Raw genomic sequence first — 24315 nt, 5'->3', positions numbered from 1 at the left:
TGCCCGCGGCCTTAACGGCCTTTGGAGCGCCAAGATCAGCGCCAGCCAGCGTCGCCTGGGGGTTCAATCGTTGTTGTTTGGGCCTGACCGGCCGAGCTCCTTGTGCCACGCCCCCATGCTACTGGCCGCTCACGTGCAAAGCTGGCAGCTGCGCGGTCAGCGCTCTGCGGTCGGGCTTGCCCGAGGCCAGCAGCGGAATCTCCGCCACCCAAACCGTGCGCGCCGGTCTGGCCGCACGCCCCAGCGCCGCCACGACGGATGCTGCCACCCCGGCATCATCCGCAGCCTCCCCGGCTACCACCACGACCGGAACCCGGCCCCACTTCTCATGGTCGACACCGACCACAACGGCCTGCTCGAACCCCGAGCACGACCGCACGATGCGTTCGACGGCATCCAGGGACACCTTCTCCCCGCCGGAGATGATCACGTTGTCGGCCCGGCCGAGCACCGTGACACGTCCGTCGACGATTTCGCCGAGATCGCCGGTGCGATACCAGCGCGCGCCGTGCTCCAGCTGAAAGCGGTCAGCGGTGCGCGCTTCGTCGTCGAGGTAGCCCTCGGCGAGCACCGAACCCGACAGTTCCAGCTGCCCGTCCACGACCCGCACGAGGGTGTCGCCGATCGGCACACCGTTGTAGATGCAGCCGCCAGCGGTCTCAGATGACCCGTAGGTGCGCACGACCCGTACGTCTTGCGCGGCCGCACGGGCGATGAGATCGGGCCTGATCGCCTGTCCGCCGACCAGAATCGCGGTGAAGCGGCGCAGTACGGCCAACAGTGCCGGGTCATCCGCTGCGTCGAGCAGGCGCGCCAGCTGTACCGGAACCAGCGCGGTGTAGCGCAGCGGCTCGGTCATGGTCTCGGCCAGCCGCCGAAATTGCTGCGGATCGAAGTGACCGGGCGGCAGCACCAACGGGCTGGTTTCGGCCGCGATCGAACGAACGAGCACCTGCACTCCGGCGATGTAATGCACGGGCAGGGCGAGCAGCCACTGGCCGGCCCCGCCGAGGGCAACGGCAGAGGCCGCAGCACCGGCGAGCAGGGCATTGGTGGCGAGCATGACGCGTTTGGGCTCCCCGGTCGATCCCGAGGTCTCGATGACGACGGCGACTCGCTTCGGTACATCGCTAAAACTTACCGAGGCGCTGCCCACCGGTACCGGCAGCACAGCCGGCCCGGTGCCGGCGAGCGCAGCACGCAATACGGGCAGAAAGTCGAGCGGCTGCTCCGCCGCCAGCGCCCGCAGCGCCCTCACGAGTGCGCTGTCACGGACCGGAAGCCCGCCGAAAAGTGTTCGGACACCTGTTCGCTCATGCTGTCAGCCTACGCGTCGTCAGTGCCGACATTTCAAATTCTGCAACTCGTAAGATTAGGGGTTGAGAAGACGAAAAAACCTCAGGTACTGTGGACCGAGCAAGAAGTCAACCCCTTGTCATCCACCCCGTTCGGGGGTGTACTAATGACTTGGAAAGTACGGGGAGGTCGCCATGAATAGCACGAACGGCAGCACGAACAAATGTGGGGGCACAGAGCCATGACAACCACCGTTCAGGAATCGCGCACCGCCACCGCCACGCCCCGTCGCACCGCCTCACCGGGCAATTACAACGCCGCCTCAACGGATGCCTTCGGCGATTATCTGCGGCGCATCGGCAAGGGGAGCCTGCTCAACGCCGAGCAGGAAGTCGATCTGGCTCGCCGCATCAAGGTCGGGCTGTTCGCCGAGGCCCGGCTCCTGCAGGGTGTCGGTACGCGCGATTCGTCCGACGAGCGCGAACTTGCCTGGCTCGTGCACGACGGGCGCCGTGCCAAGAATCAGTTCATCGAGGCCAACCTGCGTTTGGTCGTGAGCATTGCCAAGCACTACTCCGGTCGCGGTGTGCCCATCATGGACCTCGTTCAGGACGGCAATATGGGGCTCGTTCGGGCCGTCGAAAAATACGACTTCATGACCGGCTACAAGTTCTCCACCTACGCCACCTGGTGGATCCGCCAGGCCATCCACCGGGGCATGGCCGACAAATCACGCATGATCCGCATCCCGGTGCACACCGCCGAGAAACTCAACAAGATCAAGCGCATCCGTCGAGACCTGACCAGCGTGCTCGATCGCGATCCCACCGCGCGCGAAATCGGCGAGGCCGCCCAGCTTCCCGTGCGCGACGTGCTTCGACTGCTGCAATACGACAACGAACCGATCTCCCTGCACACCCCGGTCGGTGATGGCGCCGGCGACATGGCCGAACTCATCATCGACGATGACCTCCCCCAGCCCGACGAACACGCCACTTTGACCCTGCGGGCCGCAGACATCCGCTTCTTCCTCGACACGCTCCCCCCGCGGGAGCGCTCCATTCTGCGGGCCCGGTTCGGCCTCGATGGCAACGAGCCGCGCACCCTCGACCAGATCGCCCACATCGAGGGAGTGACTCGGGAGCGGGTGCGGCAAATTGAGAAGCGGGCGCTGGCTCTGTTGCACGTACCGCGGCTGGAGCACTACCTGAGGGACTAAGTCGCCGACCGTACCGATTGCACGCGAGCAGGAGCGAGACATGGGAAAGCTGACCTACGACTCCACCCTCACTGCGGACTTCGACGATCGGGTACTGGCGCACGTTCAGGTGGTCATCGGTGCAAAGCTTCGCCGTGGGGAATCGTTCTACTTCAGTTGGCGCGACGACCCGCAGGCTGGGGATGGCCGCAGCACGATCTGGCTGCACCCCGCTATCCCTATCGCGTACAAGTATTTCGGTAGTCGCTCACCCACCCTGAATCGCGAGTGGATCGAAGCGCTCATGGCTACGGCCAATTCTTCCGGCGGATTGCAGATCGTTCCGGAACCCCGCTCTGGAGCCGCACAAACGTCGGCTGCACAATCGAGTTCAGTGAAGGACGAACCTTGAACCGCATCGATATTGTCTATAGCGGCAAACCGTATTCGCTCGGTGGCCGTTCCATTGAATCAGTCCAGGTGGAGATCGACGGTGCCCTGGCCGCCGGGCTCCCATACTGGTTGCGCGTGAACAGCGGTGAAGGAAGGTTGGAAGACGCCTATTTGCTTATCGCGCCCGGCATCGCTGTCGCGATGGTCAACGTCAAGCCGAACGGTGTCGATCACGATCACGACGGTGATGAGCAGTACGAACAGGATTAGCGAACCGTTCTGGCCGTCTATCCAGCCGGAGGCTGACACACTGGAACCATGATGACCTCACTGGATGCCACGGTCCCCCCCTTGGAAGAGCTTCTCGGTTCCGCACACGTCGTCACCCTGAAACTTTTCGACCGGTTTCGCGGGTTGGACAACAGGGAAGCACTGCTGCTGGAAGGGCCGGAAGGCTGGACCGAGTTCTCCCCGTTCGTCGAGTACGACGATGCCGAGGCCGCCAACTGGTTGCGGGCCGCGATCGACTTCGGCTGGCAGAGCACTCCGCACGCTTTGCGCACGAGCATCCCGGTCAACGCCACCGTGCCCGCCGTTCCGGCCGAGAAGGTGGCCGAGGTACTCGCACGTTTTCCCGGCTGCCGCACCGCCAAGGTCAAGGTCGCCAGCCCCGATCAGACCCTCGCGGACGACGTCGCCCGGGTGGCCGAGGTGCGCCGTGTGCTCGGCCCTGAGGGGCGCATCCGGATCGATGCGAACGGGCTGTGGAACGTCGACGAGGCCGAACACGCCATTCATGCACTGAGCGCTTTCGACCTCGAGTACGTCGAGCAGCCCTGCATGACGGTGCCGGAGCTCGCCGATATCCGCCACCGCACGACCTATCTGAGCGTGCCGATTGCCGCCGACGAGAGTGTGCGCAAGAGCGGCGACCCGCTCGCCGTAGCCAGGGCCGGCGCCGCCGACATTCTGGTGATCAAGGCGCAGCCGCTCGGCGGCATTCGCGCTGCCCTGTCGATCATCGGTCAGACCGGGCTGCCGGTCGTGGTGTCCAGCGCCCTCGACACGTCGATCGGCCTGTCGATGGGCGCGCACCTGGCAGCATCCGTTCCCGGACTGTACTTCGACTGCGGACTCGGCACCGCCTCGCTGCTCGCCGACGACGTGACGAGCGAGCCGCTGCTGCCGGTAAACGGCGCTGTCCCGGTGCGTCGGGTCGTGCCCGATGCCGCGCTGCTGGCGCAGCACGCTGCCAGCCCCGAGCGCCGCGACTGGTGGCTAGCGCGCTTGGCGCGCACCCACGCTCTCATCGCCGCCGAGTAGCGCCCCATTGTTCGTAAAAGCGGGTGAACTGTTGCCTCAGACCAATTGAAGCAACCGTTCACCCGCTTTCGCGGGAAGACCGGTTACAGACCCGAGTAGGCGTGCAGCCCCTTGAAGAACACGTTGACGATGCCGAAGTTGAACATGACGGCAGAGAAACCGATGATCGCCAGCCAGGCTGAGCGTGATCCGCGCCAGCCGCGGGTTGCGCGGGCATGGATGTAGCCGGCGTAGATGACCCAGATTATGAAGGTCCACACCTCTTTGGTGTCCCAGCCCCAGTAGCGGCCCCAGGCCTTCTCGGCCCAGATCGAGCCGGCCATGAGGGTGAAGGTCCACAGAATGAAGCCGATGATGTTGATGCGGTAGGCCAGGTTCTCCAGCGTCGCCGACGACGGCAGCGTGGCCAGAAAACGCAGGCGCAGAACGGATGCGATCGGCCCGCGCGGCGCGGGCGAAGCCTCGGCCACATGGTTCTCGCGGCGGAACTGCAACAGCTGCACGGTCGACAGTGCGAAGCCGAGTGCGAACATCCCGGTGGCCAGGGACGCCACGAAGACGTGGATGACCAGCCACGCCGACTGCAGCGCCGGCGGCAACGGAGCCACTTCCACGTAGAACTGCAGGGCGGCCACGCCCAACAGCACGAGCACCAGGCCCGTGACGAAGGTTCCGAGAAAACGCAGGTCGGAGCGGATCAGCACGATCAGGAACACCGTCATGATGAGCAGGGTGCCCGTCATGGCGAACTCGTACATGTTCGCCCACGGCACCCGCTCCGCGGCGATGCCGCGCATGACGGTGGCCGCGAGGTGCACCGCCCAGGCCAGGACGGTCAGGGCGACGCCCACGCGCAGGCTCGAGGACCGTCCATACGGCATCGCCGCGTCGTTATCCATCCGGGCGCTGATGCGGGACAGCACCGGCCGTTTTAGGGCCGGTCGCTCGAGGGTGCGCGTGCTGCCGGCGGATGCGGCGGAAACCGCCGGCGCGGCGGCATCCGCTTCAATGGAATCGGCCTCCTCAATCGCACCGACGGCGCTGGAACGGCGCGCGAGGTCGACCGCGAAGGCGATGAAGGCGAGGGCGTAGACGGCCATCGCCGAGTACAGCGCGTAGAGCGAGTACGAGTTGAGCAGGGCAGAGTCAGTCAGATTCACGATGTAAGCCTAAGTCGATTCGGGGGTGGCGACGACGGTTTGGTGGGACTTGAGCAGTTTCAGGTGACGGTCGGCCACGGCAGTGACGGCGGCTTCGAGGGCCGGGTCGTCGCCGCGAGCGAGGCCGGCGTATTCGAGATGCACGGAACCGTCGGCGCGGGTCGTTGCCTTCACCCAGACTCGGCGGCGCGGCACGAGCAGCCCGGTGAACAGGCCGAACAAGACGAGCGTGGAGAAGGAGATCAGCCAGATCTGCGTCGGGTCGTGGTGAATGTCGAAGCTGGCAAAGCGCGAAACCGACTGGGTGAAGTCGCCGGCGGCCGACGCGGCCGGGTCATTGTCGACGAAGCTGACCGTGCCGAGGCCGTTCGGCAGCTCGGCTGAGGCGCCCGGCTTCAGTTCGATCGATTCGACGCCGGTTTTACCGCCCGTTTGCTGCGTCAGGGTGTCGGTGACGAGCGAATAGACGGATGTCGGCACACCGGCATCGAGACCGAGGTCGCCGGTGTACACGTTGAGGGTCAGCAGCGGATATTCGAGGTCGGGGTAGCTGGAGAAGTTCGCTCCCGACGCCGCTTTGTCCTGGGTCGGATAGAAGAAGCCGATCATGCCGAGCTGTTCTGCCAGGCCGTCGGGAACCTTCACGATGCCGAGCGACGTGAGATTGGCGTCCTGCGGCAGGAACGGAACCGAGTCGGAGAACACGACGGTGCCGTCGGGGGCCGTGACCTGAATGGTCGGTGCATATCCGTTGCCGAGCAGGTAGATACTGGTGCCCTCGGTGCGCAGTGGTCCGTTGACCTTCACGACGCCCGGCTCGGGCGCCTCGCCCTTGGGCGTGACAGTCACGTCGGCGGTGAAATCGATCGGCTGCCCGTAGGCCTGTAGGTTCTGCTGTTCGTACGAAACCGAGAAGTCGTTCAGGCTCAGCGTGTACGGGTCGAGCGTGGTGTCGTCGAAGAAACGCCCGGGGTTGAAGGAGTCGTAGGCGAGCAGGGTATTCACGAAGGTCTGGCCTTCCACCAGCACGCGCTGGCCGGCGAAGCCGTAGCCGCCGCCGAAGCCGACGGTCACCAGAATCGCCACGAGCGCAGCGTGAAAGATGAGGTTACCGGTTTCCCGCAGGTAGCCTCGTTCGGCCGAAACGGATGATTCGGTGTCGGAATCAAAGCGGGCGACGCGGTAGCCACTGGATTTCAGGACGGTGCGGGCGTGCGTGATAGCGGTGGCGGCATCCGTTCGCGCGGGCGCGTCTCGTTCGGTGAAACCGGATAGGCGGGAGAGCCGTGCCGGCGTGGTCGGCGGCTTGGCGCGCAGGGCCTGAAAGTGGTGCTTGGTGCGCGGAATGACGCAGCCGATGAGCGAAATGAACAGCAGCAGGTAGATCGCCGAGAACCAGGCCGAGGTGTAGACGTCGAAGGCCTGCAGCTTGTCCAGGTTCGGCGCGAGGTCGGGGTTGTCGGCGAAGTACTGGGTGACGCCGTTCGGGTCGGAGCTGCGTTGCGGTACGAGCGACCCTGGAATGGCCGCGATGGCGAGCATCAGCAGCAGGAACAACGCGGTGCGCATGCTCGTGAGCTGACGCCAGAACCAGCGCAACCAGCCGGTCAGGCCGAGCTTGGGCTGCACGACGTCGGGCCCCTGGGTCTGCGGGCGGGAATCGTAGTGGTCAGATGGCCGGGACAAAGTTGCCAATCACCCCTTGCAAATCGAGGAGCCAGGTGTTCCAGATGCCGCTCACCATGAGTACTCCGATGACGACGAGCAGAACCCCGCCAAACAGGTTGATGGCACGAATATGCCGTTTCAGGAATGCGACCGATCCGGTGGCCCAGTTGAGTCCGAGTGCGATCAACAGGAACGGAATTCCGAGGCCGAGAGAATAGAACAGGGCGAGCAGGCCGCCCTGCCAGGGCGATCCGGTGCCGAGGCTGAGCGAGTTGATCGCGGTGAGGGTCGGCCCGGTGCACGGCGTCCAGCCGACCGCGAAGACCGCGCCGAGCAGCGGCGCTCCGGCCAGACCCATCCTGGGGCGCCAGTTGGTTTTGATGGTGCGTTGCATGGCGCCAAACTGCCCGACGAAGACCAAGCCGAGCAAGATAACCACGACACCGGCAAGGCGCGTGATCAGGTCGCGGTACGAATTGAGCCAGAACCCGGCGGCACCGAACACGACGCCGGTGAGCACGAACACCACGGTGAAGCCGAGCACGAACAGGCCCACTCCGGCGAGCAGCCGGGTGCGGCCGCTCCGGTCACGCTTGGAGGCGCCGGTGCGTCCATCGGTGAATCCACCGATGTAGGCGAGGTAACCGGGTACGAGCGGAAGAATGCACGGAGAGGCGAAGGACACCAGCCCGGCAAGCAGTGCGATGGGGATGGCGAAGAGCAGCTGACCGCTGAAGACGATCTCTCCAAAGGGATTGTTCACTCGGTCGTGCCAGTCTCCGCGATCGTGTCCCGAATCAGGGTTTCCAGAATGGACGGCGAGGTGACCTGGCCGAGAATGCGCGCCGCGACCCGGCCTTCGGCGTCGAGCACGAGGGTGGTGGGCACGGCGTTCGGCGGAATGCTGCCGCTGAAGGCGAGCTGCATGGCTCCGGTATCGACGTCGAGCACCGACGGGTAGGTCACGCCGTAGGTCTCATTGAAGGCGATGGCGTTCGGCGCCTGGTCGCGCACGTTGACGCCGAGAAAGCCCGCCCCGTCGTTTTCGAACTGTGCGTTGAGGCTCTGCAGGTCGGATGCCTCGGCGCGGCACGGCGCGCAGCTCGCGTACCAAAAGTTCACCACAAGGACTTCGCCGAGCTTGTCTGCGCTCGTGACGGTCTCGCCCGTCTCGGTCACGCCGGAGAAGTCGATGGCCTGGCCTCGATCGGCGAGGGCGATCTCGGTGACGCTGCCGTCGCCGGCGATGAAACCCTTGCTCGAGCCCTCCCGGTATTGGTCGGCAAGCGGGTCAGACGAGCAACCGGCGAGGAGCAACGCGGCGGCCGCGAGTGCAATCAATGGAAGGCTGCGGCGGTTCATACGGCACCCACATCGTTGCTCGGGTCGAGAAGAGCCTGCGCGGGGCTGGCGTAGGCGGTTTCGGCGAAGTGGTCGCCGTGCCAGGAGAGGGTGGTGATGCTCGACAGGTCGCAGCGGCGTTGCCGCGGGTCGTGGGCGAGACGCTCATGGTTGAGCGAGCGGTGCACCATCCAGATCGGCAGCTGGTGGCTGACCAGAACCACGTCACCCTCGTCGACCGAGTTCCAGGCGTCGTCGATTGCTGCGAGCATACGCTCGGAGACGGCGCGGAATGGCTCGCCCCAGCTCGGCTTCAGGGGGTTGATCAGGGCCGGCCAGTTGCGCGGGTCGCGGAGCGCGCCGCCCTGGCCGCGCATCCGCTTGCCTTCGAAGGCGTTGGTCGGTTCAATGATGCGTTCGTCGGTGTCGATGGACAGCGCGAACGCTGCCGCGATCGGGGCGGCGGATTCCTGCGCACGCTGAAGCGGCGAGGCGATGACGCGCACGACCGCGCGGCCGCGTTCGACCAGTTCGTCGGCTGCCGTTGCCGCCATGAGCGCACCACGTTCGGAGAGCCGATAGTTCGGCAGCCGTCCGTAGAGCACGCGTTCGGGGTTGAAGACCTCACCGTGACGCACGAGATGCACTTGACTGGCTACCACCCGACCAGTCTACGGAGGGGCCAGCCTTGAAACCGCCGTGAGAGCGCTCAGGCAAAACGATGCTGATGCTCCGAGCGAGGTCATCCACGATCGGCAGCAACTCGGTCAGCAGCGCAATGTTGAAATTGGCGGCGATCACCACCACGTCCAGGTCGTCACCCTTCCACGCGTACTGGGCAATCGCGGCAATGTCATGATCGGGCTCCCCCACATCGGCATAGCGGATGCTGCGCACCCCGTCACCGAGCAGCTCCGACGAAAACGTGGTCGCCGTGACGGGGCTCGTCGCGGCGGGGTCGTGCACCGCCGCGAGGTCGTCGAGGGTCAGCTCCGGGGAACTCGCGGGGTACAGCACGCTCACAAAGAAGATGTACTCTGCCGGGTTCGCCAGGTAGACGAAGCGGGACTCGGTTTCTGGGCGATCGTTCGCAATCGAGTGCAAGGATTCGTCGATCCAGCGCGCCGTCTGCGGGTCGAGGGAATGGGCATCCGTCAACAGTCCCGTGACTGTGCCGGCCCAATCGTCGAGGTGCGCGAACTGGTTCCAGGGCCATTCTTCGGGAACGTAGAGCCATCGGTCACGATCACAGTCGACCCGAATGGTTGCTGTCATGCCCAAACCACCGATTCCATCATGACGTCGAAGAGTTCGGTGAGCGCTTCGACTATTGGTTCGAACTCCGCGATCGGCGCTCCGGAGACCGTGAGCGCTGACACCAGGAAGCTGCCCGGTGCACCGGGGATCGGCCAGCTGTAGTGCACCATGCGAACGGCGGCAACTGTCAAGCGATCGATGCCGTCCGGCGCACGCGGCAGATCAACAATTTCTCGGACGCAGCGCCCGGCCCTGGTGCGGGCGACCGTCGCGTTCGGTCCACTGGGCTGCATTCGTTCCGCCAAAAGGGCGACGGCAGTGTCTGACGGAGCGTCGGTGCACACCTCGCTTATCACGATTCCCGCTGAAACTGGAACCAGCCACGGCATCGCCAGTGGAAACACGAGGTCAAGCCCACCGGCTCGGCGCGCTTCGGCCGCGATGGTGCGCAGGCCGGCCCCGAGTCGTTTTTTCTGCGGGCCGTACATGTCAGTGGGCAGGCCGGCAAACTGTCGGTCGACCAGATTCGAAATGGCAGCATCCGCCGAGTCGCCTACCGGAATCAGAACCCAGCCCGGGGGAAGCACGAGTCGGTAGGCGCATCGAACACGTGGCGCCGATGGTGCAGCTGGCTGCGGCGAAACGAATTCAGGCATCCGCCGACGCTGGCTTCCCTGCGCGGCGAGTGCGCACCGATGGGCCCACACGCCAGGCCGGCGGAACGAGATGCACCCAGCCCAGGATGTCGCGTACGACGAAGAGCAGCCACGCCACGAGGTAGACAAACAACGCCAACGTGCCTTCGTTATAAATGCCGGGAGCCCCGAAGTAGGCGGTGCCCAACGGGATGGAGAACAGGAAGGCCACGAAGGCAAACCAGGCGAACGTGGCGCGCCCCGGCTTGGGAAACCTTCGCAGTGGCAGCGGGATGGTCCAAATAGAGAGGAACAGCATTCCGGCTGCCGGGATGAACAGCGTCCACGATTGGGGGTTGAATGCCGGATACTCGGCGCTCCAGCCGAAGAACCCGCCCTGTTCCTCGGTCGGCGTCGAGCCGGTCAGGAGCCCGAGCACCGCGATGACGAGCGCTGGCCCCATACAGACAATGACGAAAAATATCAGGGACCCAAAGAACACGAGGTCCGAGACACGTAGTGCCCGCTTCTGCCACCCCGGCTTCACCATGACGATCCCACTCTCCACGTTGCCTGGTCGTTGACCTGCTCGTACCAATCGTCGAGGGCGGCACCCGCGTTGAGGACGTTATCAATGGCGTCGGGCATGACGGGGTTGAGTACCTGCGCCGGGAGCCCGAGCTGATCGAGGGCCAAATTCGCCCCCTTGAGCACGGAGGGGATGGCCAATTCCACGCGCTGAAACCCGATATTGACCTTGCCGAGACCAACGAGCAGATCATCCCCCGGGCCACCGGCACCTGCTCGGGCATTGGTCAATACCCGAGATGCCTTGGCGTTGGCGACTCCCTTGGTCGAAAACACTTCTCGGTACCAGACCACTTTGTTCGCGGTACCGACCTTGCTCGGGAGCACCCCATTGAAGCTTGCGGTGACAGACCGCAGGGGGTTCTTGCTGGTCCCCAAACCGGTGAGATGGGCCACTCGCGTGGACTTCAGGGCGGCCATCGTTCCTTTGAGGGCCACGCCGGCGATGGCAGCGACACCCAGGCTAGCGAACGTGAGTGCGTCGAGGCCGAACTCGATCCAGGAGATTTGTCCGGTGCTGGCGAGCACGAGGCTCAGCAGGGCCGTTGCGCCGGCGATGGCCAGGGCAAACGGTATCAACAGCGGAAAGAACAGGCTGAGAATAGCCAGCCCGGCGGCGAGGTAACCCAGAATATTCTTGATGCTCGTCAGGACGGCAGCGTTGTCCGCGACCCACCCGCTGAAGTTATCCCAGAGGGAGTCATTGAGGCCATCCTGATCGATAGCGGTAGCGATTCGCTCCGCAGCCACGGCCGCGGCGGTATCGCGCAGTGCAACCGCATCGTGATAGTTCTGCAGGGTGGCTGCGAGCTGAACGGTCAGATCGTCAACGACCGACTCGTGCGCGAGTGCGAGTCGCTGGGCATCGATCCGGTCTTCCGGGGTGGTTGCTTCGCTCACCGCGTCGGAATAATGGTCGGCCCAGGACTGAGCGGTCGCTGCTTCGGTCGCCGCGTAATCGCGCGCCTCGATCGCCTGCCGCGCCATTGTCTGGGCCGTTTCCAGGGAATCGGCGTAGACGGAGAGCGACGAGCCCGCCGTTTCATAGCGGCCGTGCAGCTTTTCCAGCCGGCCGGCGACGTCGCCGGACAGCTCCACGAGTGCCGATACGGCCTCGCTCCGACCCAGGTCATCAGCGGCAATGAGTCGGCGCAGTTCGGCGGCCGATTCGCGCACGGCATCCGCTGTCAGTGTGTACTTGGTCGCCGCTGAGCGCACGCCGGTCGGGTCGCCCGGGAGCGGATCGTAACCGCTCACGACGGAGAAGTTTCTGTCAACGCTCGTGCGAGTTCGGAATCCACCGATTCGAAGCCGTCCGCGACGGTTTGCCCCATCGTATGCATCTCTGTGAGCTGCTCGGTCAATTCGTTGCGACGGTCGTCCCACTTCGAAGAGAAATCGTCGATCACGCTCGACAAATGAGCATGGCCGACCATAGCGCCCAGCTCCGCGCTGACCGCGCTGGCATCGCTGAGGCCGCGACGAACGGCGTCGAAGTTCTCCGCGAGGCTGCGAACGGCCCCGGTATCGACCTCAAGTTTGCTCTGCGTCATGAACCGTCCCTCCCGAACCACACTCTACCGGGAGCTCCTCGGCGGGTACCCGCGAGCGGCTCCGGCTAAACTCGAACAGTGACTTCGCGCGTATTGATCAAAAACCTGTCCGCTCTCGATGACGGCACCGTTTCGGTGTCGGGTTGGGTCGAAACGGTGCGCGACCAGAAAAAGGTGCAATTCGTCGTGCTGCGCGACGAATCCGGCGCCGTGCAGCTGGTCAACCCGCGAACAACGGATGCCGAGGGCCAGGTCGTCGCCGATGAGCCGGCTACCAGCATCTCCGGCCTCGCCCAGGGAACATTCGTGACGGTCACCGGGCAACTCAAGCACGACGAGCGGGTCAAACTCGGCGGCATCGAGATCAAGCTGGCCACCCTCACCGTGGTGTCCGCTGCCATTCCGGAGACGCCGATCGCGGCGGACTCGAGCCTCGACAAGCGCATGGACTGGCGTTTCCTCGACCTGCGCAACCCCAAGCAGAACCTCATCTTCCGCATTCAGACCACGTTCGAGCACGCGCTGCGCACCTACTGGATCGAGCACGACTTCATCGAGCTGCACACCCCCAAGCTCATGGCGAGTGCGAGCGAGAGCCGCGCCGAGCTGTTCGAGGTCGGCTATTTCGATACCAAGGCCTACCTGGCGCAGAGCCCGCAGTTCTTCAAGCAGATGGCCCAGTCGGCCGGCTTCGGCAAGATCTTCGAGGTGGGCCCGGCGTTCCGCGCCGACCCCTCGTTCACGAGCCGTCACGCCACCGAGTTCACCAGTGTCGACTCCGAGATCAGCTGGATCGACAGCCACGACGACGTCATGCAGTTGCACGAGGACCTCATGGTTGCCGGGTTCACGGCCGTCAAGGCCAAGCACGGCGAGGAGGTGCTCGCCCTGTTCGACGTCGAGGTGACCGTTCCGAGCACGCCGTTCCCGCGCATCCCGCTGGCCGAGGCCAAGGAGATCGTGAAGAGCCGCGGCTACGAGGTTCCCCGCGACGACGACGACATGGACCCGGAGGGTGAGCGCCAGATCGCCGCCTACGTGGCCGAGAAGTACGGGCACGAGTTCGTCTTCCTCACCGACTACGCCTCGAGCATCCGCCCGTTCTATCACATGCGCCACGAGGGCGATGCGTCGATCACCAAGAGCTACGACCTCATCTTCAACGGCACCGAGATCTCGACCGGCGCCCAGCGCGAGCACCGCATCGAGGTGCTCGAAGCCCAGGCGATCGAGAAGGGACTCGACCCGAAGGAGATCGAGGGCTACCTCGACTTCTTCCGCTACGGCGTGCCGTCGCACGGCGGTTTCGGCATGGGCCTGGCCCGGGTACTGATGCTCATGCTGCACCAGGCGAGCATTCGCGAAGTCACCTACCTGTTCCGCGGCCCGACCCGCCTCGAGCCGTAGTAACCCGCCGAGCCGGTATGTAATGCCGGTAAAATTTGCGACACGCTCACACGAGCATCGGTTTTACTCGGCGTGTCGTAAATTTACCGGCAGAGCGTGCGCCAGCGGATGCCCGCGCCACCCACGCACCGGCTAGACCTCGAGGTCGACGGCCAGGCGGTCGGCCACGACGGTGCGAATGAAGGCACCGACCTTCTTGTGCTCCGGGTGCTTCTGGTAGCGGTCGAGGGCCTCGAGGTCGTCGAAGTCGACGATGAGTGCGACGTCCCAGTTTTCGTTACCGGCAACATCCGGTCCAACCGTTAGCGCCCGAATCTCGGGAACGACCCCGACCAGCGCCTCGAGGCCGGCCACGATGCCCGCGGCATCATCGGCCTTCTTGCGGGGCGTGAGGGCGGTGAGCTTCCAGAAGACGATGTGGCGAATGGTCATGAGACCTCCAGTAGGGCGGTGCGCAGGCGCACGGGATCGATGCGCCAGTAGTTGTGCACCTTGCCGTTGATGAGGAGCACCGGAATGTCCTCGAGGTACAGCTCGTGCAGCTCGGCGTCGTCGAGAATGGAACGTTCGTCGAACGTGATCGTGGGCGCTCCAGGCTCGCCGACGAGCTTTGCGACGACACTGCCGACCAGGTCCCGGGCGTCGTCGCAGAGGTGACAACCGGGCTTGCCGATCAGGGTCAGGTGTGCGGTGGCCATTGTTCCAGCCTACGGCGACTTCCACCCCGAGATGACGGGGCGTGATAATCGGAACGGGGAGTTCAGTCGAGGACAGCAAAAAGCGCCAGTCCCGAAGGGCTAGCGCTTTGCTCGAAGAACGGCTAAAAAAGAATTTCTTAGTCGGTCTACTTCTTATTACGACGCTGGTGGCGAGTCTTGCGAAGCAGCTTGCGGTGCTTCTTCTTCGCCATACGCTTGCGTCGCTTCTTAATTACAGAACCCACACGGACCTCACAAGTATTGGTTTAGTCGCGGGGCCCGCGACTGACACGAAAACACCATTCTACCGGACAAAACCCGCTCCAACTACTCAGGGTGCGGATCGGGCCCGATCTAGCCGTTTCTGCGCCACTTTTTCGCGGTGGCATCCTTGACGACATGCGACATTTGCGAGGCGTCAGCGAAAGCCTTTCCGATCGCCGAAGCGAACGCACGCTGCTCTTCTTTCAGGCCGGCGTCGGCCTCGAGATCGGCGTCCTTGACGGCCTGGTCGAAGTCGACGCTGAGGAAGGGAATCAACCAGTCCTCGATCTCTTCGAGCGGAGAATACTCCAGCCGGTAAAACCGGTGCTGCCCGTCTTCCCGCACGGTGACCAGGCCGGCTTCGCGCAACACCTTGAGGTGCTTGGAGACGGTCGGCTGGCTCAGTCCGAGGTGCCCGACGATGTCGGACACGCTCAGCTCGCCGCGAACATCACCGGAGGGACCGCGAATTTCGCCAGCTGGAACAGCACGCTCCAAGAGGATACGCAGGATGTCCCGCCGCGCCGAGTCCGCCACCACGGTAAAGATGTCTGCCATAGCTTCAGGGTAGTCATTACGGCTGGGTAATCACCACCGCTGCGTAGTACCATTTCAAACTGGCAATAGTCGCAGGTCAATCGGGGGTTCCAGGTGTTGTCTCGAACCGGAATCGAACCATTTCCTCCGCGCCCGCTCTTCATTTTGGTGCGCATCCGCGATGGCGTGGATGCGCTCGCCCACAAGTCGCCGTCACGGTTCGCCATTCTGGTGTTCAGCGCGCTCATCCTGGTGTTCACCCTGCTGTTCTCCCTGCCGGTCGCCTCGGCTGACCGCATCATGACCCCCCTGCACGATGCCCTGTTCACGGCGGTCTCGGTCATCTGTGTCACCGGGCTCACCACGGTGGACATGGCAACGCACTGGTCACCGTTCGGCAACATTCTCGTGTTCGTGGGCGTCAACATCGGCGGCATCGGCGTTCTGACGCTCGCGTCCTTGATGGGCCTTGTCATCTCCCGTCGGCTCGGGCTGCGGGCCAAACTCATGGCCGCAGGCGATTCCAACCCCTCACGCATTCATGCCGGTCCGGTCAATGAGGGCCAGACCGTGCGGCTCGGCGAGGTTGGCAGCCTGCTCGTCACGGTCGCGATCAGCGCGTTCGTGATCGAGGTCGTGGTCGCCGCTCTGCTCCTTCCCCGAATGCTGGCAGACGGCGTCGCCATCGGCAAAGCGATCTGGCACAGCTTCTACTACTCCGCCATGGCATTCACCAACAGCGGCTTCAGCCCAAATGCCGGCGGCCTCGACCAGTTCGCCGGCGACTACTGGTTTCTCGGCGCGCTTATGATCGGTGTGTTCCTCGGCAGCCTCGGGTTTCCGGTGATCTACGCCTTTGCGCGCGGCTGGCGCAGGCCGCGCCGCTGGTCGGTGCACGTCAAGCTCACCCTGGTCACGACGATCGCCCTGATAATCCTCGGCATGATCTTCTACATCATGCTCGAGTTCGACAATCCGAAGACCTTCGGGTCGCTGAATGCCGGCGACACGATCTTTCAATCGTTGTTCATGTCCGTGATGACGCGCTCGGGCGGCTTTGCAACCATCGACATCAGCGACCTGCACGGGTCGAGCCTGCTGCTCAGTGACATGCTCATGTTCATCGGCGGCGGGTCGGCGTCGACCGCCGGCGGTATCAAGGTGACGACTCTGGCCATCCTCTTTCTCGCCGCCTTTGCCGAAGCACGCGGCAAGCAGGAGATGGAAGCCTTCGGCAAACGCATTCCCAGCGATATTCTGCGCCTTTCGGTCAGCGTCGTGCTGTGGGGCGCGACCACCGTCGCCGTCGCCAGCATTCTGATTCTGCACATCTCGAAGCAACCCTTCGACATAGTGCTATTCGACGTGATCAGCGCCTTCGCGACCTGCGGTCTGTCCACCGGGCTGACGGCAGACCTGCCGCCCGAGGGCGTCTACGTCATGGCGGCGACGATGTTCATGGGCCGGGTTGGTACAGTGACTCTCGCGGCAGCACTGGCCGCAAGCCACAGCAGGCAACTGTTCAAACGCCCGGAAGAGAGACCCATCGTTGGTTGATCGCATCAAGCACGACGCCCCCGTGCTCATCATCGGTCTCGGACGGTTCGGCGCGGCCACCGCTGGTCAGCTCGACCGACTGGGCCGCGAGGTACTCGTGGTCGACACGAGCGAAGCGCTCGTCTCCAAGTGGTCCGAGCGCGTGACCCACGCCGTTCAAGCGGATGGCCGCTCCCTCGAGGCCCTGCAACAAATCGGCGCGCAGGACTTCTCGATCGCGGTCTGCGCCGTCGGCTCATCGGTAGAAGCCAGCGTTCTCATCGTGGCCAATCTGGTGGACCTCAAGATTCAGCAGATCTGGGCCAAGGCCATCTCCAAGTCGCACGGCAAGATTCTCGAACGCATCGGCGCCAACCACGTCATCTACCCCGAGGCTGAGGCCGGCGAACGGGTCGCCCACCTGGTGTCGGGTCGGATGCTCGACTTCATCGAATTCGACGACGATTTCGCCCTGGTGAAGATGTACCCGCCGAAGCCGATCCGCGGCCTCAACCTCATCGATTCCGGCGTGCGCCGCAAGTACAACGTCACCGTGGTCGGCGTCAAGAGCCCCGGAAAACCGTTCACCTATGCGACCGCGGAGACCGTCATCTCCAACCACGACCTCATCATCGTGTCCGGTGCCGAGGCCGACATCGAACGTTTCGCCGCGCTCGGTTCCTAGTTCTCCCCCTGTTTGGGGGAGACGACCGGCTAGTCTCCTAGTTACGCACATTTCTCGCAGCAGCCCACCCGAGGTTGCGCGCTGACGACGTGTGCGCGAACGGAAAGGCTCACCCATGTCACCCGACGTGCCCGCTCTTGCCAAAACCCCGGCCGATATTGTCGCCGCAGTTCAGACCGACACGACGGGCGAGGTGACCATCGATGGCTCCCGTCGCCGCGTCACCGGCACCGATGAAGCCGGAGTTCGCGAAGAGATCATCGGCCTCGTGGTCGAGACTGCCCGGAGCCGCGGAAAGTCGGTTCTGCTGCAGGTCAGTGACGAGCAGGGCGACTGGCCGCTCACCGTGCATCCCAACGGGCGGGTCGAGTCGGCCGGACCGGTCGTCGTTGCCGGCCGCCTGAAGCCGGCGAAAACTGCGCCCCTGCCCGTTGTGAGCGACATCGAGAAACCGACCCCGTTTGCCACGCTGCTGCAGCCGCCCGTCGCAGCGCCGGCGAGCGCCCTGTTCGAGTCGCTTTTGGTTCCCACAGCGGATGCCACACCCCCGTCACCCGCAGCGTCACCCGTTGCGCCCAACCTGGCCGACTTTCTCAGCTCCCGCCCACCGGCACCGGCCGGCCCGGCCGAGCACGGCTGGCAGGGCGTCGTGCGCCGCCTCAGCGGCGGCCTGGTCTCGCCCACGCCGAGTTCCACCGAGCGCAGGCAACGCACCGCCATCGCGGCTGTGCAGCGCAGCCTGAACGGCCCGCGCACGATCGTCGTGCTCAACCCCAAGGGCGGAGCACACAAGACCACGGCGACGCTGCTGATCGCGGCCACCTTCGGCATTTACCGCGGCGGGTACACGCTCGCCTGGGACAACAACGAAACCATGGGTACCCTGGGCGTTCGCGCCCAGGCGGCCAGGCACACCAATACCGCCGTCGACCTGCTGCGCGACCTCGACCGGTTCGGCGATGCCCGTTCCCGCGTAGGCGACCTCGACAACTACGTGCGATCGCAGGGCGACGCACAGTTCGACGCCCTCGCCTCCGACCTCGACCCGGCGGGTGCAGCAAGCATCGACGACGACGCTTTTCGCAAACTGCACACGACGCTGAGCCGTTTCTACCGGGTTCTGGTCATCGACACCGGCAACAACATGCGGGCCAGTAACTGGGAGGCGGCCGTCGATACCGCCGACCAGCTGGTGATCGTGTCGACCATTCGGGAGGACACCGGTTACGGTGCGGCCTCACTGATCGACGGCCTGCGGCAGAAGGGCCACGCGGACAAGGTCGCCCAGGCAGTCACCGTGCTCGCGTCACCGTCAAAAACCGCTGACGAGCAGCTGTCCAAACGTCTGCACGATCACTTCCGCCAGCTCACCCGAACGGTCGTCGACGTGCCCTACGACGCGTCACTGGTCGGTGGCGGCCCACTCAACGTCGATGCACTGGCCCCGCGCACCCGCGCAGCGTGGCTGCAGGCGACGGCGGCAATCGCTGAAGGGCTGTAATGCGCGCAGGGCTGTAATGCGCGCGGCTGTAGCGCTGGCCCTACGAGGCGGCGAGTTCCTTCGCACGGGCGAGTGCAGCATCCGTTGCGGTGTCGAAGAGCTCCTTCAGGCCGCCCTTTTCGAGTTCCCAGACGGCACGCTCTGTGGTGCCGGCCGGGCTGGTCACCTGGCGGCGCAGCTCCCTCGGCGACTTGTCGGAGACGGCGAGCAGCGCGCTCGCGCCCAAGAAGGTGCCGTTGACCATGACGGCCGCTTCCTCGGGGGTGAAGCCCTTGCTACGGGCCGTTTCGGTGAGCTGCTCGATCAGGTAGAACACGTAGGCGGGGCCCGAGCCGGAGATGGTGCTGAGGGCGTCCAGCTTGCTCTCGGGCACGACGAGCACGTCGCCGACCGTGGCGAACAGTGCGCGGGTGAGCTCTAGGTCGGCGTCGCTCGATCGGGTGCCGGCGCTGATGCCGGTGACGGCCATTCCGACCACGGCCGGGGTGTTCGGCATCGTGCGGACGACGTGCACGTTGCTCGGCAGCAACGATTCGAAGGTGTCGATGGTCACGCCGGCCGCGACACTCAGAACGAGCGTGCCGGGTGCAAGGGAACCGCCGATTTCGGCCAGCAGATCGGCGACCATGTAGGGCTTGACGGCGATGATGACGATCTGGGCGCCGTCGATGGCCTTCAGGTTGGCGTCCTGGTCGACCTCGGTCGCGTACGCGGTGACACCCTCCGTGTCGGCCAGCTCGGCGGCCTTCGCCGCGGTGCGGTTGGTGACCCGGATGCCGCCGGTGACGGTCACGCCCGGCTTGAGCAAACCGGCAAGAATGGCGCGAGCCATGGAACCGGCGCCGAGGAAGGCGATCGTGGGCAGAGTCACGTTCTGGGAAGAAGTCATCCGACCAGTCTACTTTTTTGCGCTCCGGGACGCCCAGAACGGCCAGCCCAGGCGCAGCCTTCGACCGCAGACGCGCGGTTCTAAGATGTTTTCATGAGCGCATCCGGCGGAAACAAAGCAATCGTGGCAGCATTCGCGGCCAATCTAGGCATCGCAGTGACCAAGTTCGTGGCCTGGGGCTTCTCCGGATCGTCCTCGATGCTCGCCGAGGGGGTGCACTCGGTAGCGGATGCCGGCAACCAGCTGCTCCTGCTGCTCGGCGGTCGCAAGGCGAAGAAGCGGGCCGACCTGGAGCATCCGTTCGGCTATGGCCGGGAACGCTACGTCTACGCTTTCGTGGTGTCGATCATTCTGTTCTCGATCGGCGGGGTCTTCTCGCTCTACGAGGGGTTTGATAAGCTGCAGCATCCGCATCCGCTCGAAAATGCCTGGCTGCCGATTCTGGTGCTCGCCATCGCCATGGTGCTGGAAGGATTTTCGCTGCGCACCGCGATTCGGGAGTCGAATCACACCCGCGGCACACAGTCATGGGTGCAGTTCATTCGCCACGCCAAGGCGCCAGAGCTGCCCGTGGTGCTGCTCGAAGATGTCGCGGCTCTCACCGGCCTGGCCTTTGCGTTCGTGGGCGTCGGCCTGACCATAATCACCGATGAACCGCTCTGGGACGCCGTGGGAACTCTCTTGATTGGCGCACTGCTCGTTCTGGTCGCGATCATTCTCGGCATCGAGACCAAGAGTTTGCTCGTGGGCGAGGGCGCCAGCCAGAAGGACCTCGACGCGATCGAAGCCGCCATTCTGAACGGCCCGGAGACCAAGCGCATCATCCACTTGAAGACGCTCTACCTCGGCCCGGACGAGATTCTGGTCGGCGCCAAGTTGGCCTTCGACGGCGAGCACCGGTTCGCCGACGTCGCCGCCGACATCAATGCCGTTGAAACGCGGATCCGCGCGGCGGTGCCGTTGGCCCGCACGATCTATCTCGAACCCGACATCTTCTTCGACCCGAACCTGGCCAATCCGCCCACCGACACCTTTGTGATCAAGGGCCTGGAGTAGGCCTCAGCGCGCGGCCCGACGGGCCGGGTCCTCGAAGAACTCGCGCAGGATGTCGCCGCATTCGGCGTCATTGACTCCGGCGAAGACCTCAACTCGATGGTTGAGCCGGCGGTCGCGCAGCACGTCGTAGACCGATCCGGCTGCGCCCGCCTTCGCGTCCCAGGCGCCGAACACGACCGTGGGCACCCGGGCGGCAAGGATCGCGCCAGCGCACATCACGCAGGGTTCGAGCGTGACGATCAGGGTGGCGCCGGTCAGGTGCCAGTCGCCGGTGTGCGCGGCTGCCTGCCGGATGGCGACGACCTCGGCGTGCAGGGTCGGGTCCTGATGCAGCTCCCGTTCGTTGCGGCCGCGCCCGATCACCTCGCCCGCAGCATCGACAACAACGGCCCCCACCGGTACGTCGTCGGAGGAGAGCGCCGCGCGCGCCTCGGTCAGGGCGAGCAGCATCCACTCGTCGTGTTGATCTCGTGCACGCATGTATCACCTCAAGCCGTGGGATTGCCTCTAGTAGAATTGAGCCTATGCGAGTCCATGTTGCCGACCATCCGCTCATCACGCACAAACTCACCGTGCTTCGCGATAAGGACACGCCGTCACCGCTGTTCAGATCGCTCGTCGAGGAGCTCATGACGCTGCTCGCCTACGAGGGTACCCGTGGCGTGCGGGTGGAGGCCGTCACAGTGCAGACCCCCGTGTCTGCCGCTCAGGGCGTGCGCATCAGTGACCCGAAACCGCTCGTCGTGCCGATTCTGCGCGCCGGCCTCGGAATGCTCGAGGGCATGGTCAAGTTGCTGCCGACCGCCGAGGTTGGCTTTCTGGGCATGGCGCGCAACGAAGATACTCTGCAGCCGACGACCTACGCAGAGCGCCTGCCCGACGATCTCTCGGATCGGCAGTGTTTCGTGCTCGACCCGATGCTCGCCACCGGCGGATCACTGATTGCCGCCATCAACTTTCTGTTCGACCGCGGCGCGGTCGATGTGACGGCCATCTGCATCCTCGCCGCACCGGAGGGGCTCGCCGCCGTGGAGAAAGCCCTGGCTGGCCGCGAAGTGACCATTGTGCTCGGCGCCGTGGACGAGAAGCTCGACGAGCAGGGCTACATTGTGCCCGGCCTCGGCGATGCCGGCGATCGCCTGTACGGCCTGGTCTAGCGCCCGGGTATTCCTCCTGATCGACCAGACCCGGCCGGCGCGCGCAGGTTCTGCGACCGGCAACACGCCAGGCCGGGTTCACATCAATAATCTTTGATTGATTAGATCTTGAGCACGGAATATTTCACAAAGTCGTGATTGTGCACGGATTCGCCCAAATGGGCGTTGTGCTGCGAACGTGGTGCGCGTCATGCGGCGACTTACCGCGACATCAAATTGACACACGGCGTCACATTCCGCTTTACTCGCAGTTATGACAACCAGCGCACGCCCCCTGACCTCCCTCGAGGCCCCCGGGACTGCCGCCATGATGATGGCCGGCACCCCCGCCATCCGCTGTTGCCGAATGTGCCGCTAACCGACACTTCCCCCACGCGTCCTGTTCCTGACTGATTTCATTCGTCAGACCGACGCCCCGAGCGCTTGTCTGAAGCACTCGCCCTCCGGCCTCACGGGCCATCCGGAGCCACAACGAAGCCGCGCTTTCGCGCATCCGTCGAGCTCCCTTCGATTGAACATTCAAGGACCCCCATGTCTCTCGCACACATCCACGCCACCCGCCCCGCCCACTTCAACCGCCCCGAGCTGACCCTGGCTCCGCCGGTTGCCGCTCCCCGCATTCGCGCCGTGCCGACCGGCACCGAGGCCCGCGGCTTCGTGCTCTACGTCGGCATCGACGAGGCCAAGGCGGCCGCAGCCGGCACGAGCCTGAACCGCATCGTCGAGGCGCTCAAAGCCCTGGCCGCCGACATCGCTCCCTCCGCCGAAACCTATGCCGCGGTCGCGCTGGCACCCGAGGGTGCCGGCGGGCGCGACGTGGACGTCGTGCGCCTCGCACTGCAGGACCCGTCCGCACTAGCTGCGCACCGCGCAGAGCCCGAAGAGCTTGACCGGGCCCGCAGTGGCGTCGTCGTCGACATCTCCCGCAAGCGCGTCATCCTCGACAACGAGACGGCCGCGCTGACCTACAAGGAGTTCGAGCTGCTGCAGTACCTCGTACTGCGCGAGGGCCGCACGATCGACCGGGCCGAGATCATCTCCGCGCTCTGGAACTCTGCCGATGAGGAAGACACCCCGAACGAGCGCACGATCGACGTGCACGTTCGTCGTCTGCGCTCCAAGCTCGGCCGCTACGAAGACATCGTGCGTACGGTACGCGGCGTGGGCTATCGCTTCGACCGCCACGCGGACGTCGCCATCCGCCAGTCGACGACGCCGAGCCCCGACCTGTTCTAAGCCAGCCTGGCGAGTGCCAGGTGATTGCGAATTAACGGACTGAGGGCCAGTCGCAGAGGCTACGACTGACCCTCTTCCCTTGCACCAAGAGTGTCCTGCAATCACATTTCACGTCTTCCGCCACAGCAAACGGTTGACGCACATAAAACATATAACGAATAGGTAACGGGCGCCACCTTTCGTCAACAAAATCACCTGCGAGTTTCATGCCAAGAACCTGACCGTTGTCCGGCCCCGCGGATGCTCGCCCCACGGCCCGCGCGGTGCCCGCTCCCCCGTTGGAGTCTCTATTCTTGGAGAACGACGTGGTAAACGAGGCGAGGAGCCGCAGGTGGTGGATCGAACGATCGCGGTGGGTGCGTGGGAGTCCCTGTTTCGGGCCCAGGTCGCCATCATGCGCAGTCTGGCGGCGAATTTTCCGTCGAAGGAGATCTCCCTTAACGAGTACGACGTGATGTTCAACCTGTCTCGGCAGCCGGACCGGCGCATCCGCTTGCGTGATCTCAACCAGCACGTGCTGCTGACCCAGCCGAGCGTGAGTCGACTCGTGGACCGCCTCGTCTCGCGCGGCTACCTGCACAAACACACCGACCCGACCGACGGACGCGGCGCCATCATCGAGCTGACCGATGCCGGCCTCGCGCTGTTTCGGCGGGTCGCCGTTGATCACATGGGTTCGATTGCCGCGCGGATCGGTGAAACGCTCAGTGAAACCGAGCTGGAGCAGCTGACCGTGCTGTGCGACAAGCTGCGCATCGATTGTCCCGACGACGACGGGACGAGCCAGGACTAGGCGGAGGTGGGGCGATGGGACGAGGGCCCTACCCCTCGCCCCACCGAGGCAGTCCCTCGCAGGAATGCCTTCCTCACCGGGCGCCCGAACATTGCCCGGTGAGAAACTCGGGCGCAAGCACGTATCGGATCTTGTGAATACAAC

Annotated in this window: 29 protein-coding genes; 12 read left to right on the top strand and 17 right to left on the bottom strand. The window is 64.7% G+C overall.

The window, feature by feature from the left end; all coding sequences use genetic code 11:
• Positions 1-118: 118 nt before the first annotated feature.
• Complete coding sequence (locus QMF22_RS08860; protein ID WP_283452568.1) at positions 119-1258, bottom strand: AMP-binding protein; 1140 nt, start codon at positions 1256-1258, stop codon at positions 119-121.
• Positions 1259-1537: 279 nt separating this feature from the next.
• On the opposite strand from QMF22_RS08860, the gene QMF22_RS08855 reads away from it, so the two are divergent.
• Genes QMF22_RS08855 through QMF22_RS08840 form a run of 4 tightly spaced genes read left to right on the top strand, consistent with a single transcriptional unit; the run spans position 1538 to position 4210 of the window.
• Positions 1538-2515, top strand: coding sequence for a sigma-70 family RNA polymerase sigma factor (locus QMF22_RS08855; RefSeq protein ID WP_283452566.1), 978 nt, complete (start codon positions 1538-1540; stop codon positions 2513-2515).
• A gap of 40 nt (positions 2516-2555) precedes the next feature.
• Positions 2556-2906: a DUF7882 family protein gene (locus tag QMF22_RS08850; protein WP_283452564.1), complete on the top strand. Its 351-nt coding sequence runs from the start codon at positions 2556-2558 to the stop codon at positions 2904-2906.
• Positions 2903-3157 (top strand): hypothetical protein, encoded by a 255-nt coding sequence (locus QMF22_RS08845; protein ID WP_283452563.1) that lies wholly within the window; start codon positions 2903-2905, stop codon positions 3155-3157. Before QMF22_RS08850 ends, QMF22_RS08845 begins: the two co-directional genes overlap by 4 nt.
• Before the next feature lie 48 nt (positions 3158-3205).
• On the top strand, positions 3206-4210 hold the full coding sequence (locus tag QMF22_RS08840) for an o-succinylbenzoate synthase (protein ID WP_283452562.1): 1005 nt from the start codon (positions 3206-3208) through the stop codon (positions 4208-4210).
• 83 nt (positions 4211-4293) lie between these two features.
• Here the strand turns inward: QMF22_RS08840 and ccsB are convergent, their stop codons facing one another.
• From ccsB to QMF22_RS08790, 10 genes are all read right to left on the bottom strand, one after another.
• Entirely contained in the window at positions 4294-5310 is a 1017-nt protein-coding gene (ccsB, locus tag QMF22_RS08835; protein WP_283452670.1) for a c-type cytochrome biogenesis protein CcsB, read from the bottom strand.
• Positions 5311-5379: 69 nt separating this feature from the next.
• Positions 5380-7056, bottom strand: a complete 1677-nt coding sequence (resB, locus tag QMF22_RS08830) for a cytochrome c biogenesis protein ResB (protein ID WP_283452668.1) — start codon at positions 7054-7056, stop codon at positions 5380-5382.
• On the bottom strand, positions 7040-7801 hold the full coding sequence (locus tag QMF22_RS08825) for a cytochrome c biogenesis CcdA family protein (RefSeq protein WP_283452559.1): 762 nt from the start codon (positions 7799-7801) through the stop codon (positions 7040-7042). The genes resB and QMF22_RS08825 overlap by 17 nt, the downstream gene beginning before the upstream one ends.
• On the bottom strand, positions 7798-8400 hold the full coding sequence (locus QMF22_RS08820; RefSeq protein ID WP_283452557.1) for a TlpA family protein disulfide reductase: 603 nt from the start codon (positions 8398-8400) through the stop codon (positions 7798-7800). Before QMF22_RS08820 ends, QMF22_RS08825 begins: the two co-directional genes overlap by 4 nt.
• Positions 8397-9041: a histidine phosphatase family protein gene (locus QMF22_RS08815; protein ID WP_283452555.1), complete on the bottom strand. Its 645-nt coding sequence runs from the start codon at positions 9039-9041 to the stop codon at positions 8397-8399. Before QMF22_RS08815 ends, QMF22_RS08820 begins: the two co-directional genes overlap by 4 nt.
• Entirely contained in the window at positions 9004-9654 is a 651-nt protein-coding gene (locus tag QMF22_RS08810; protein ID WP_283452553.1) for a hypothetical protein, read from the bottom strand. The genes QMF22_RS08815 and QMF22_RS08810 overlap by 38 nt, the downstream gene beginning before the upstream one ends.
• Complete coding sequence (locus QMF22_RS08805) at positions 9651-10292, bottom strand: hypothetical protein (protein ID WP_283452551.1); 642 nt, start codon at positions 10290-10292, stop codon at positions 9651-9653. Before QMF22_RS08805 ends, QMF22_RS08810 begins: the two co-directional genes overlap by 4 nt.
• Entirely contained in the window at positions 10285-10821 is a 537-nt protein-coding gene (locus tag QMF22_RS08800) for a hypothetical protein (RefSeq protein WP_283452549.1), read from the bottom strand. Before QMF22_RS08800 ends, QMF22_RS08805 begins: the two co-directional genes overlap by 8 nt.
• Positions 10815-12116, bottom strand: a complete 1302-nt coding sequence (locus QMF22_RS08795) for a hypothetical protein (protein WP_283452546.1) — start codon at positions 12114-12116, stop codon at positions 10815-10817. Before QMF22_RS08795 ends, QMF22_RS08800 begins: the two co-directional genes overlap by 7 nt.
• Positions 12113-12412, bottom strand: a complete 300-nt coding sequence (locus tag QMF22_RS08790) for a type VII secretion target (protein ID WP_283452544.1) — start codon at positions 12410-12412, stop codon at positions 12113-12115. Before QMF22_RS08790 ends, QMF22_RS08795 begins: the two co-directional genes overlap by 4 nt.
• A gap of 93 nt (positions 12413-12505) precedes the next feature.
• On the opposite strand from QMF22_RS08790, the gene aspS reads away from it, so the two are divergent.
• Complete coding sequence (gene aspS / locus QMF22_RS08785; RefSeq protein WP_502846930.1) at positions 12506-13819, top strand: aspartate--tRNA(Asn) ligase; 1314 nt, start codon at positions 12506-12508, stop codon at positions 13817-13819.
• A gap of 132 nt (positions 13820-13951) precedes the next feature.
• On the opposite strand, the gene QMF22_RS08780 is transcribed toward aspS, so the two are convergent.
• The 4 genes from QMF22_RS08780 to QMF22_RS08765 all read right to left on the bottom strand — a co-directional run bounded on the left by QMF22_RS08780 (position 13952) and on the right by QMF22_RS08765 (position 15339).
• On the bottom strand, positions 13952-14251 hold the full coding sequence (locus QMF22_RS08780) for a Dabb family protein (protein WP_283452539.1): 300 nt from the start codon (positions 14249-14251) through the stop codon (positions 13952-13954).
• On the bottom strand, positions 14248-14517 hold the full coding sequence (locus QMF22_RS08775) for a glutaredoxin family protein (protein ID WP_283452537.1): 270 nt from the start codon (positions 14515-14517) through the stop codon (positions 14248-14250). The genes QMF22_RS08780 and QMF22_RS08775 overlap by 4 nt, the downstream gene beginning before the upstream one ends.
• A 146-nt stretch (positions 14518-14663) precedes the next feature.
• Positions 14664-14762 (bottom strand): 30S ribosomal protein bS22, encoded by a 99-nt coding sequence (locus QMF22_RS08770; RefSeq protein WP_003792170.1) that lies wholly within the window; start codon positions 14760-14762, stop codon positions 14664-14666.
• 109 nt (positions 14763-14871) lie between these two features.
• Positions 14872-15339 carry an ArsR/SmtB family transcription factor gene (locus QMF22_RS08765; protein ID WP_283452426.1) on the bottom strand — a complete coding sequence of 156 codons (468 nt, stop codon included), beginning with the start codon at positions 15337-15339 and terminating at the stop codon, positions 14872-14874.
• 141 nt (positions 15340-15480) lie between these two features.
• On the opposite strand from QMF22_RS08765, the gene QMF22_RS08760 reads away from it, so the two are divergent.
• From QMF22_RS08760 to QMF22_RS08750, 3 genes are all read left to right on the top strand, one after another.
• Complete coding sequence (locus QMF22_RS08760) at positions 15481-16875, top strand: TrkH family potassium uptake protein (RefSeq protein ID WP_502846929.1); 1395 nt, start codon at positions 15481-15483, stop codon at positions 16873-16875.
• Positions 16868-17539, top strand: coding sequence for a potassium channel family protein (locus QMF22_RS08755; RefSeq protein WP_283452423.1), 672 nt, complete (start codon positions 16868-16870; stop codon positions 17537-17539). The genes QMF22_RS08760 and QMF22_RS08755 overlap by 8 nt, the downstream gene beginning before the upstream one ends.
• A 115-nt stretch (positions 17540-17654) precedes the next feature.
• The gene (locus QMF22_RS08750; RefSeq protein WP_283452421.1) at positions 17655-19040 is read left to right on the top strand and encodes a MinD/ParA family ATP-binding protein; all 1386 of its coding nucleotides are present in this window, start codon (positions 17655-17657) and stop codon (positions 19038-19040) included.
• Between the two features lie 40 nt (positions 19041-19080).
• On the opposite strand, the gene proC is transcribed toward QMF22_RS08750, so the two are convergent.
• Complete coding sequence (proC, locus tag QMF22_RS08745; RefSeq protein WP_283452419.1) at positions 19081-19929, bottom strand: pyrroline-5-carboxylate reductase; 849 nt, start codon at positions 19927-19929, stop codon at positions 19081-19083.
• Positions 19930-20022: 93 nt separating this feature from the next.
• On the opposite strand from proC, the gene QMF22_RS08740 reads away from it, so the two are divergent.
• Positions 20023-20985: a cation diffusion facilitator family transporter gene (locus tag QMF22_RS08740; RefSeq protein ID WP_283452417.1), complete on the top strand. Its 963-nt coding sequence runs from the start codon at positions 20023-20025 to the stop codon at positions 20983-20985.
• Positions 20986-20988: 3 nt separating this feature from the next.
• On the opposite strand, the gene tadA is transcribed toward QMF22_RS08740, so the two are convergent.
• On the bottom strand, positions 20989-21465 hold the full coding sequence (tadA, locus tag QMF22_RS08735; protein ID WP_283452415.1) for a tRNA adenosine(34) deaminase TadA: 477 nt from the start codon (positions 21463-21465) through the stop codon (positions 20989-20991).
• Between the two features lie 44 nt (positions 21466-21509).
• Here tadA and upp point away from each other — a divergent pair, with 44 nt between their 5' ends.
• The 3 genes from upp (at position 21510) to QMF22_RS08720 (ending at position 24171) form a co-directional block, all read left to right on the top strand.
• Positions 21510-22142: a uracil phosphoribosyltransferase gene (upp, locus tag QMF22_RS08730; protein WP_283452413.1), complete on the top strand. Its 633-nt coding sequence runs from the start codon at positions 21510-21512 to the stop codon at positions 22140-22142.
• 531 nt (positions 22143-22673) lie between these two features.
• Positions 22674-23378, top strand: coding sequence for a winged helix-turn-helix domain-containing protein (locus QMF22_RS08725; RefSeq protein ID WP_283452411.1), 705 nt, complete (start codon positions 22674-22676; stop codon positions 23376-23378).
• 394 nt (positions 23379-23772) lie between these two features.
• Positions 23773-24171 carry a MarR family winged helix-turn-helix transcriptional regulator gene (locus tag QMF22_RS08720; RefSeq protein WP_283452665.1) on the top strand — a complete coding sequence of 133 codons (399 nt, stop codon included), beginning with the start codon at positions 23773-23775 and terminating at the stop codon, positions 24169-24171.
• Positions 24172-24315: the final 144 nt, after the last annotated feature.

It is taken from the genome of Cryobacterium sp. PH31-L1 (assembly GCF_030063145.1).
Classification (GTDB): Bacteria; Actinomycetota; Actinomycetes; order Actinomycetales; family Microbacteriaceae; genus Cryobacterium.
This window is presented reverse-complemented; position numbering and strand designations above follow the sequence as displayed.

What these genes read in the sequence shown, in the direction of transcription:
- upp (WP_283452413.1), top strand. Translation starts at nt 21,510, where the DNA reads ATGCGAGTCCATGTTGCCGACCATCCGCTCATCACGCACAAACTCACC.
- QMF22_RS08750 (WP_283452421.1), top strand. Translation starts at nt 17,655, where the DNA reads ATGTCACCCGACGTGCCCGCTCTTGCCAAAACCCCGGCCGATATTGTC.
- proC (WP_283452419.1), bottom strand. Translation starts at nt 19,929, where the DNA reads ATGACTTCTTCCCAGAACGTGACTCTGCCCACGATCGCCTTCCTCGGC.
- QMF22_RS08780 (WP_283452539.1), bottom strand. Translation starts at nt 14,251, where the DNA reads ATGACCATTCGCCACATCGTCTTCTGGAAGCTCACCGCCCTCACGCCC.
- QMF22_RS08855 (WP_283452566.1), top strand. Translation starts at nt 1,538, where the DNA reads ATGACAACCACCGTTCAGGAATCGCGCACCGCCACCGCCACGCCCCGT.
- QMF22_RS08775 (WP_283452537.1), bottom strand. Translation starts at nt 14,517, where the DNA reads ATGGCCACCGCACACCTGACCCTGATCGGCAAGCCCGGTTGTCACCTC.
- QMF22_RS08765 (WP_283452426.1), bottom strand. Translation starts at nt 15,339, where the DNA reads ATGGCAGACATCTTTACCGTGGTGGCGGACTCGGCGCGGCGGGACATC.
- QMF22_RS08740 (WP_283452417.1), top strand. Translation starts at nt 20,023, where the DNA reads ATGAGCGCATCCGGCGGAAACAAAGCAATCGTGGCAGCATTCGCGGCC.
- QMF22_RS08720 (WP_283452665.1), top strand. Translation starts at nt 23,773, where the DNA reads ATGCGCAGTCTGGCGGCGAATTTTCCGTCGAAGGAGATCTCCCTTAAC.
- ccsB (WP_283452670.1), bottom strand. Translation starts at nt 5,310, where the DNA reads ATGGCCGTCTACGCCCTCGCCTTCATCGCCTTCGCGGTCGACCTCGCG.
- QMF22_RS08850 (WP_283452564.1), top strand. Translation starts at nt 2,556, where the DNA reads ATGGGAAAGCTGACCTACGACTCCACCCTCACTGCGGACTTCGACGAT.
- QMF22_RS08820 (WP_283452557.1), bottom strand. Translation starts at nt 8,400, where the DNA reads ATGAACCGCCGCAGCCTTCCATTGATTGCACTCGCGGCCGCCGCGTTG.
- QMF22_RS08800 (WP_283452549.1), bottom strand. Translation starts at nt 10,821, where the DNA reads ATGGTGAAGCCGGGGTGGCAGAAGCGGGCACTACGTGTCTCGGACCTC.
- QMF22_RS08840 (WP_283452562.1), top strand. Translation starts at nt 3,206, where the DNA reads ATGATGACCTCACTGGATGCCACGGTCCCCCCCTTGGAAGAGCTTCTC.
- tadA (WP_283452415.1), bottom strand. Translation starts at nt 21,465, where the DNA reads ATGCGTGCACGAGATCAACACGACGAGTGGATGCTGCTCGCCCTGACC.
- QMF22_RS08805 (WP_283452551.1), bottom strand. Translation starts at nt 10,292, where the DNA reads ATGCCTGAATTCGTTTCGCCGCAGCCAGCTGCACCATCGGCGCCACGT.
- QMF22_RS08725 (WP_283452411.1), top strand. Translation starts at nt 22,674, where the DNA reads ATGTCTCTCGCACACATCCACGCCACCCGCCCCGCCCACTTCAACCGC.
- QMF22_RS08810 (WP_283452553.1), bottom strand. Translation starts at nt 9,654, where the DNA reads ATGACAGCAACCATTCGGGTCGACTGTGATCGTGACCGATGGCTCTAC.
- QMF22_RS08790 (WP_283452544.1), bottom strand. Translation starts at nt 12,412, where the DNA reads ATGACGCAGAGCAAACTTGAGGTCGATACCGGGGCCGTTCGCAGCCTC.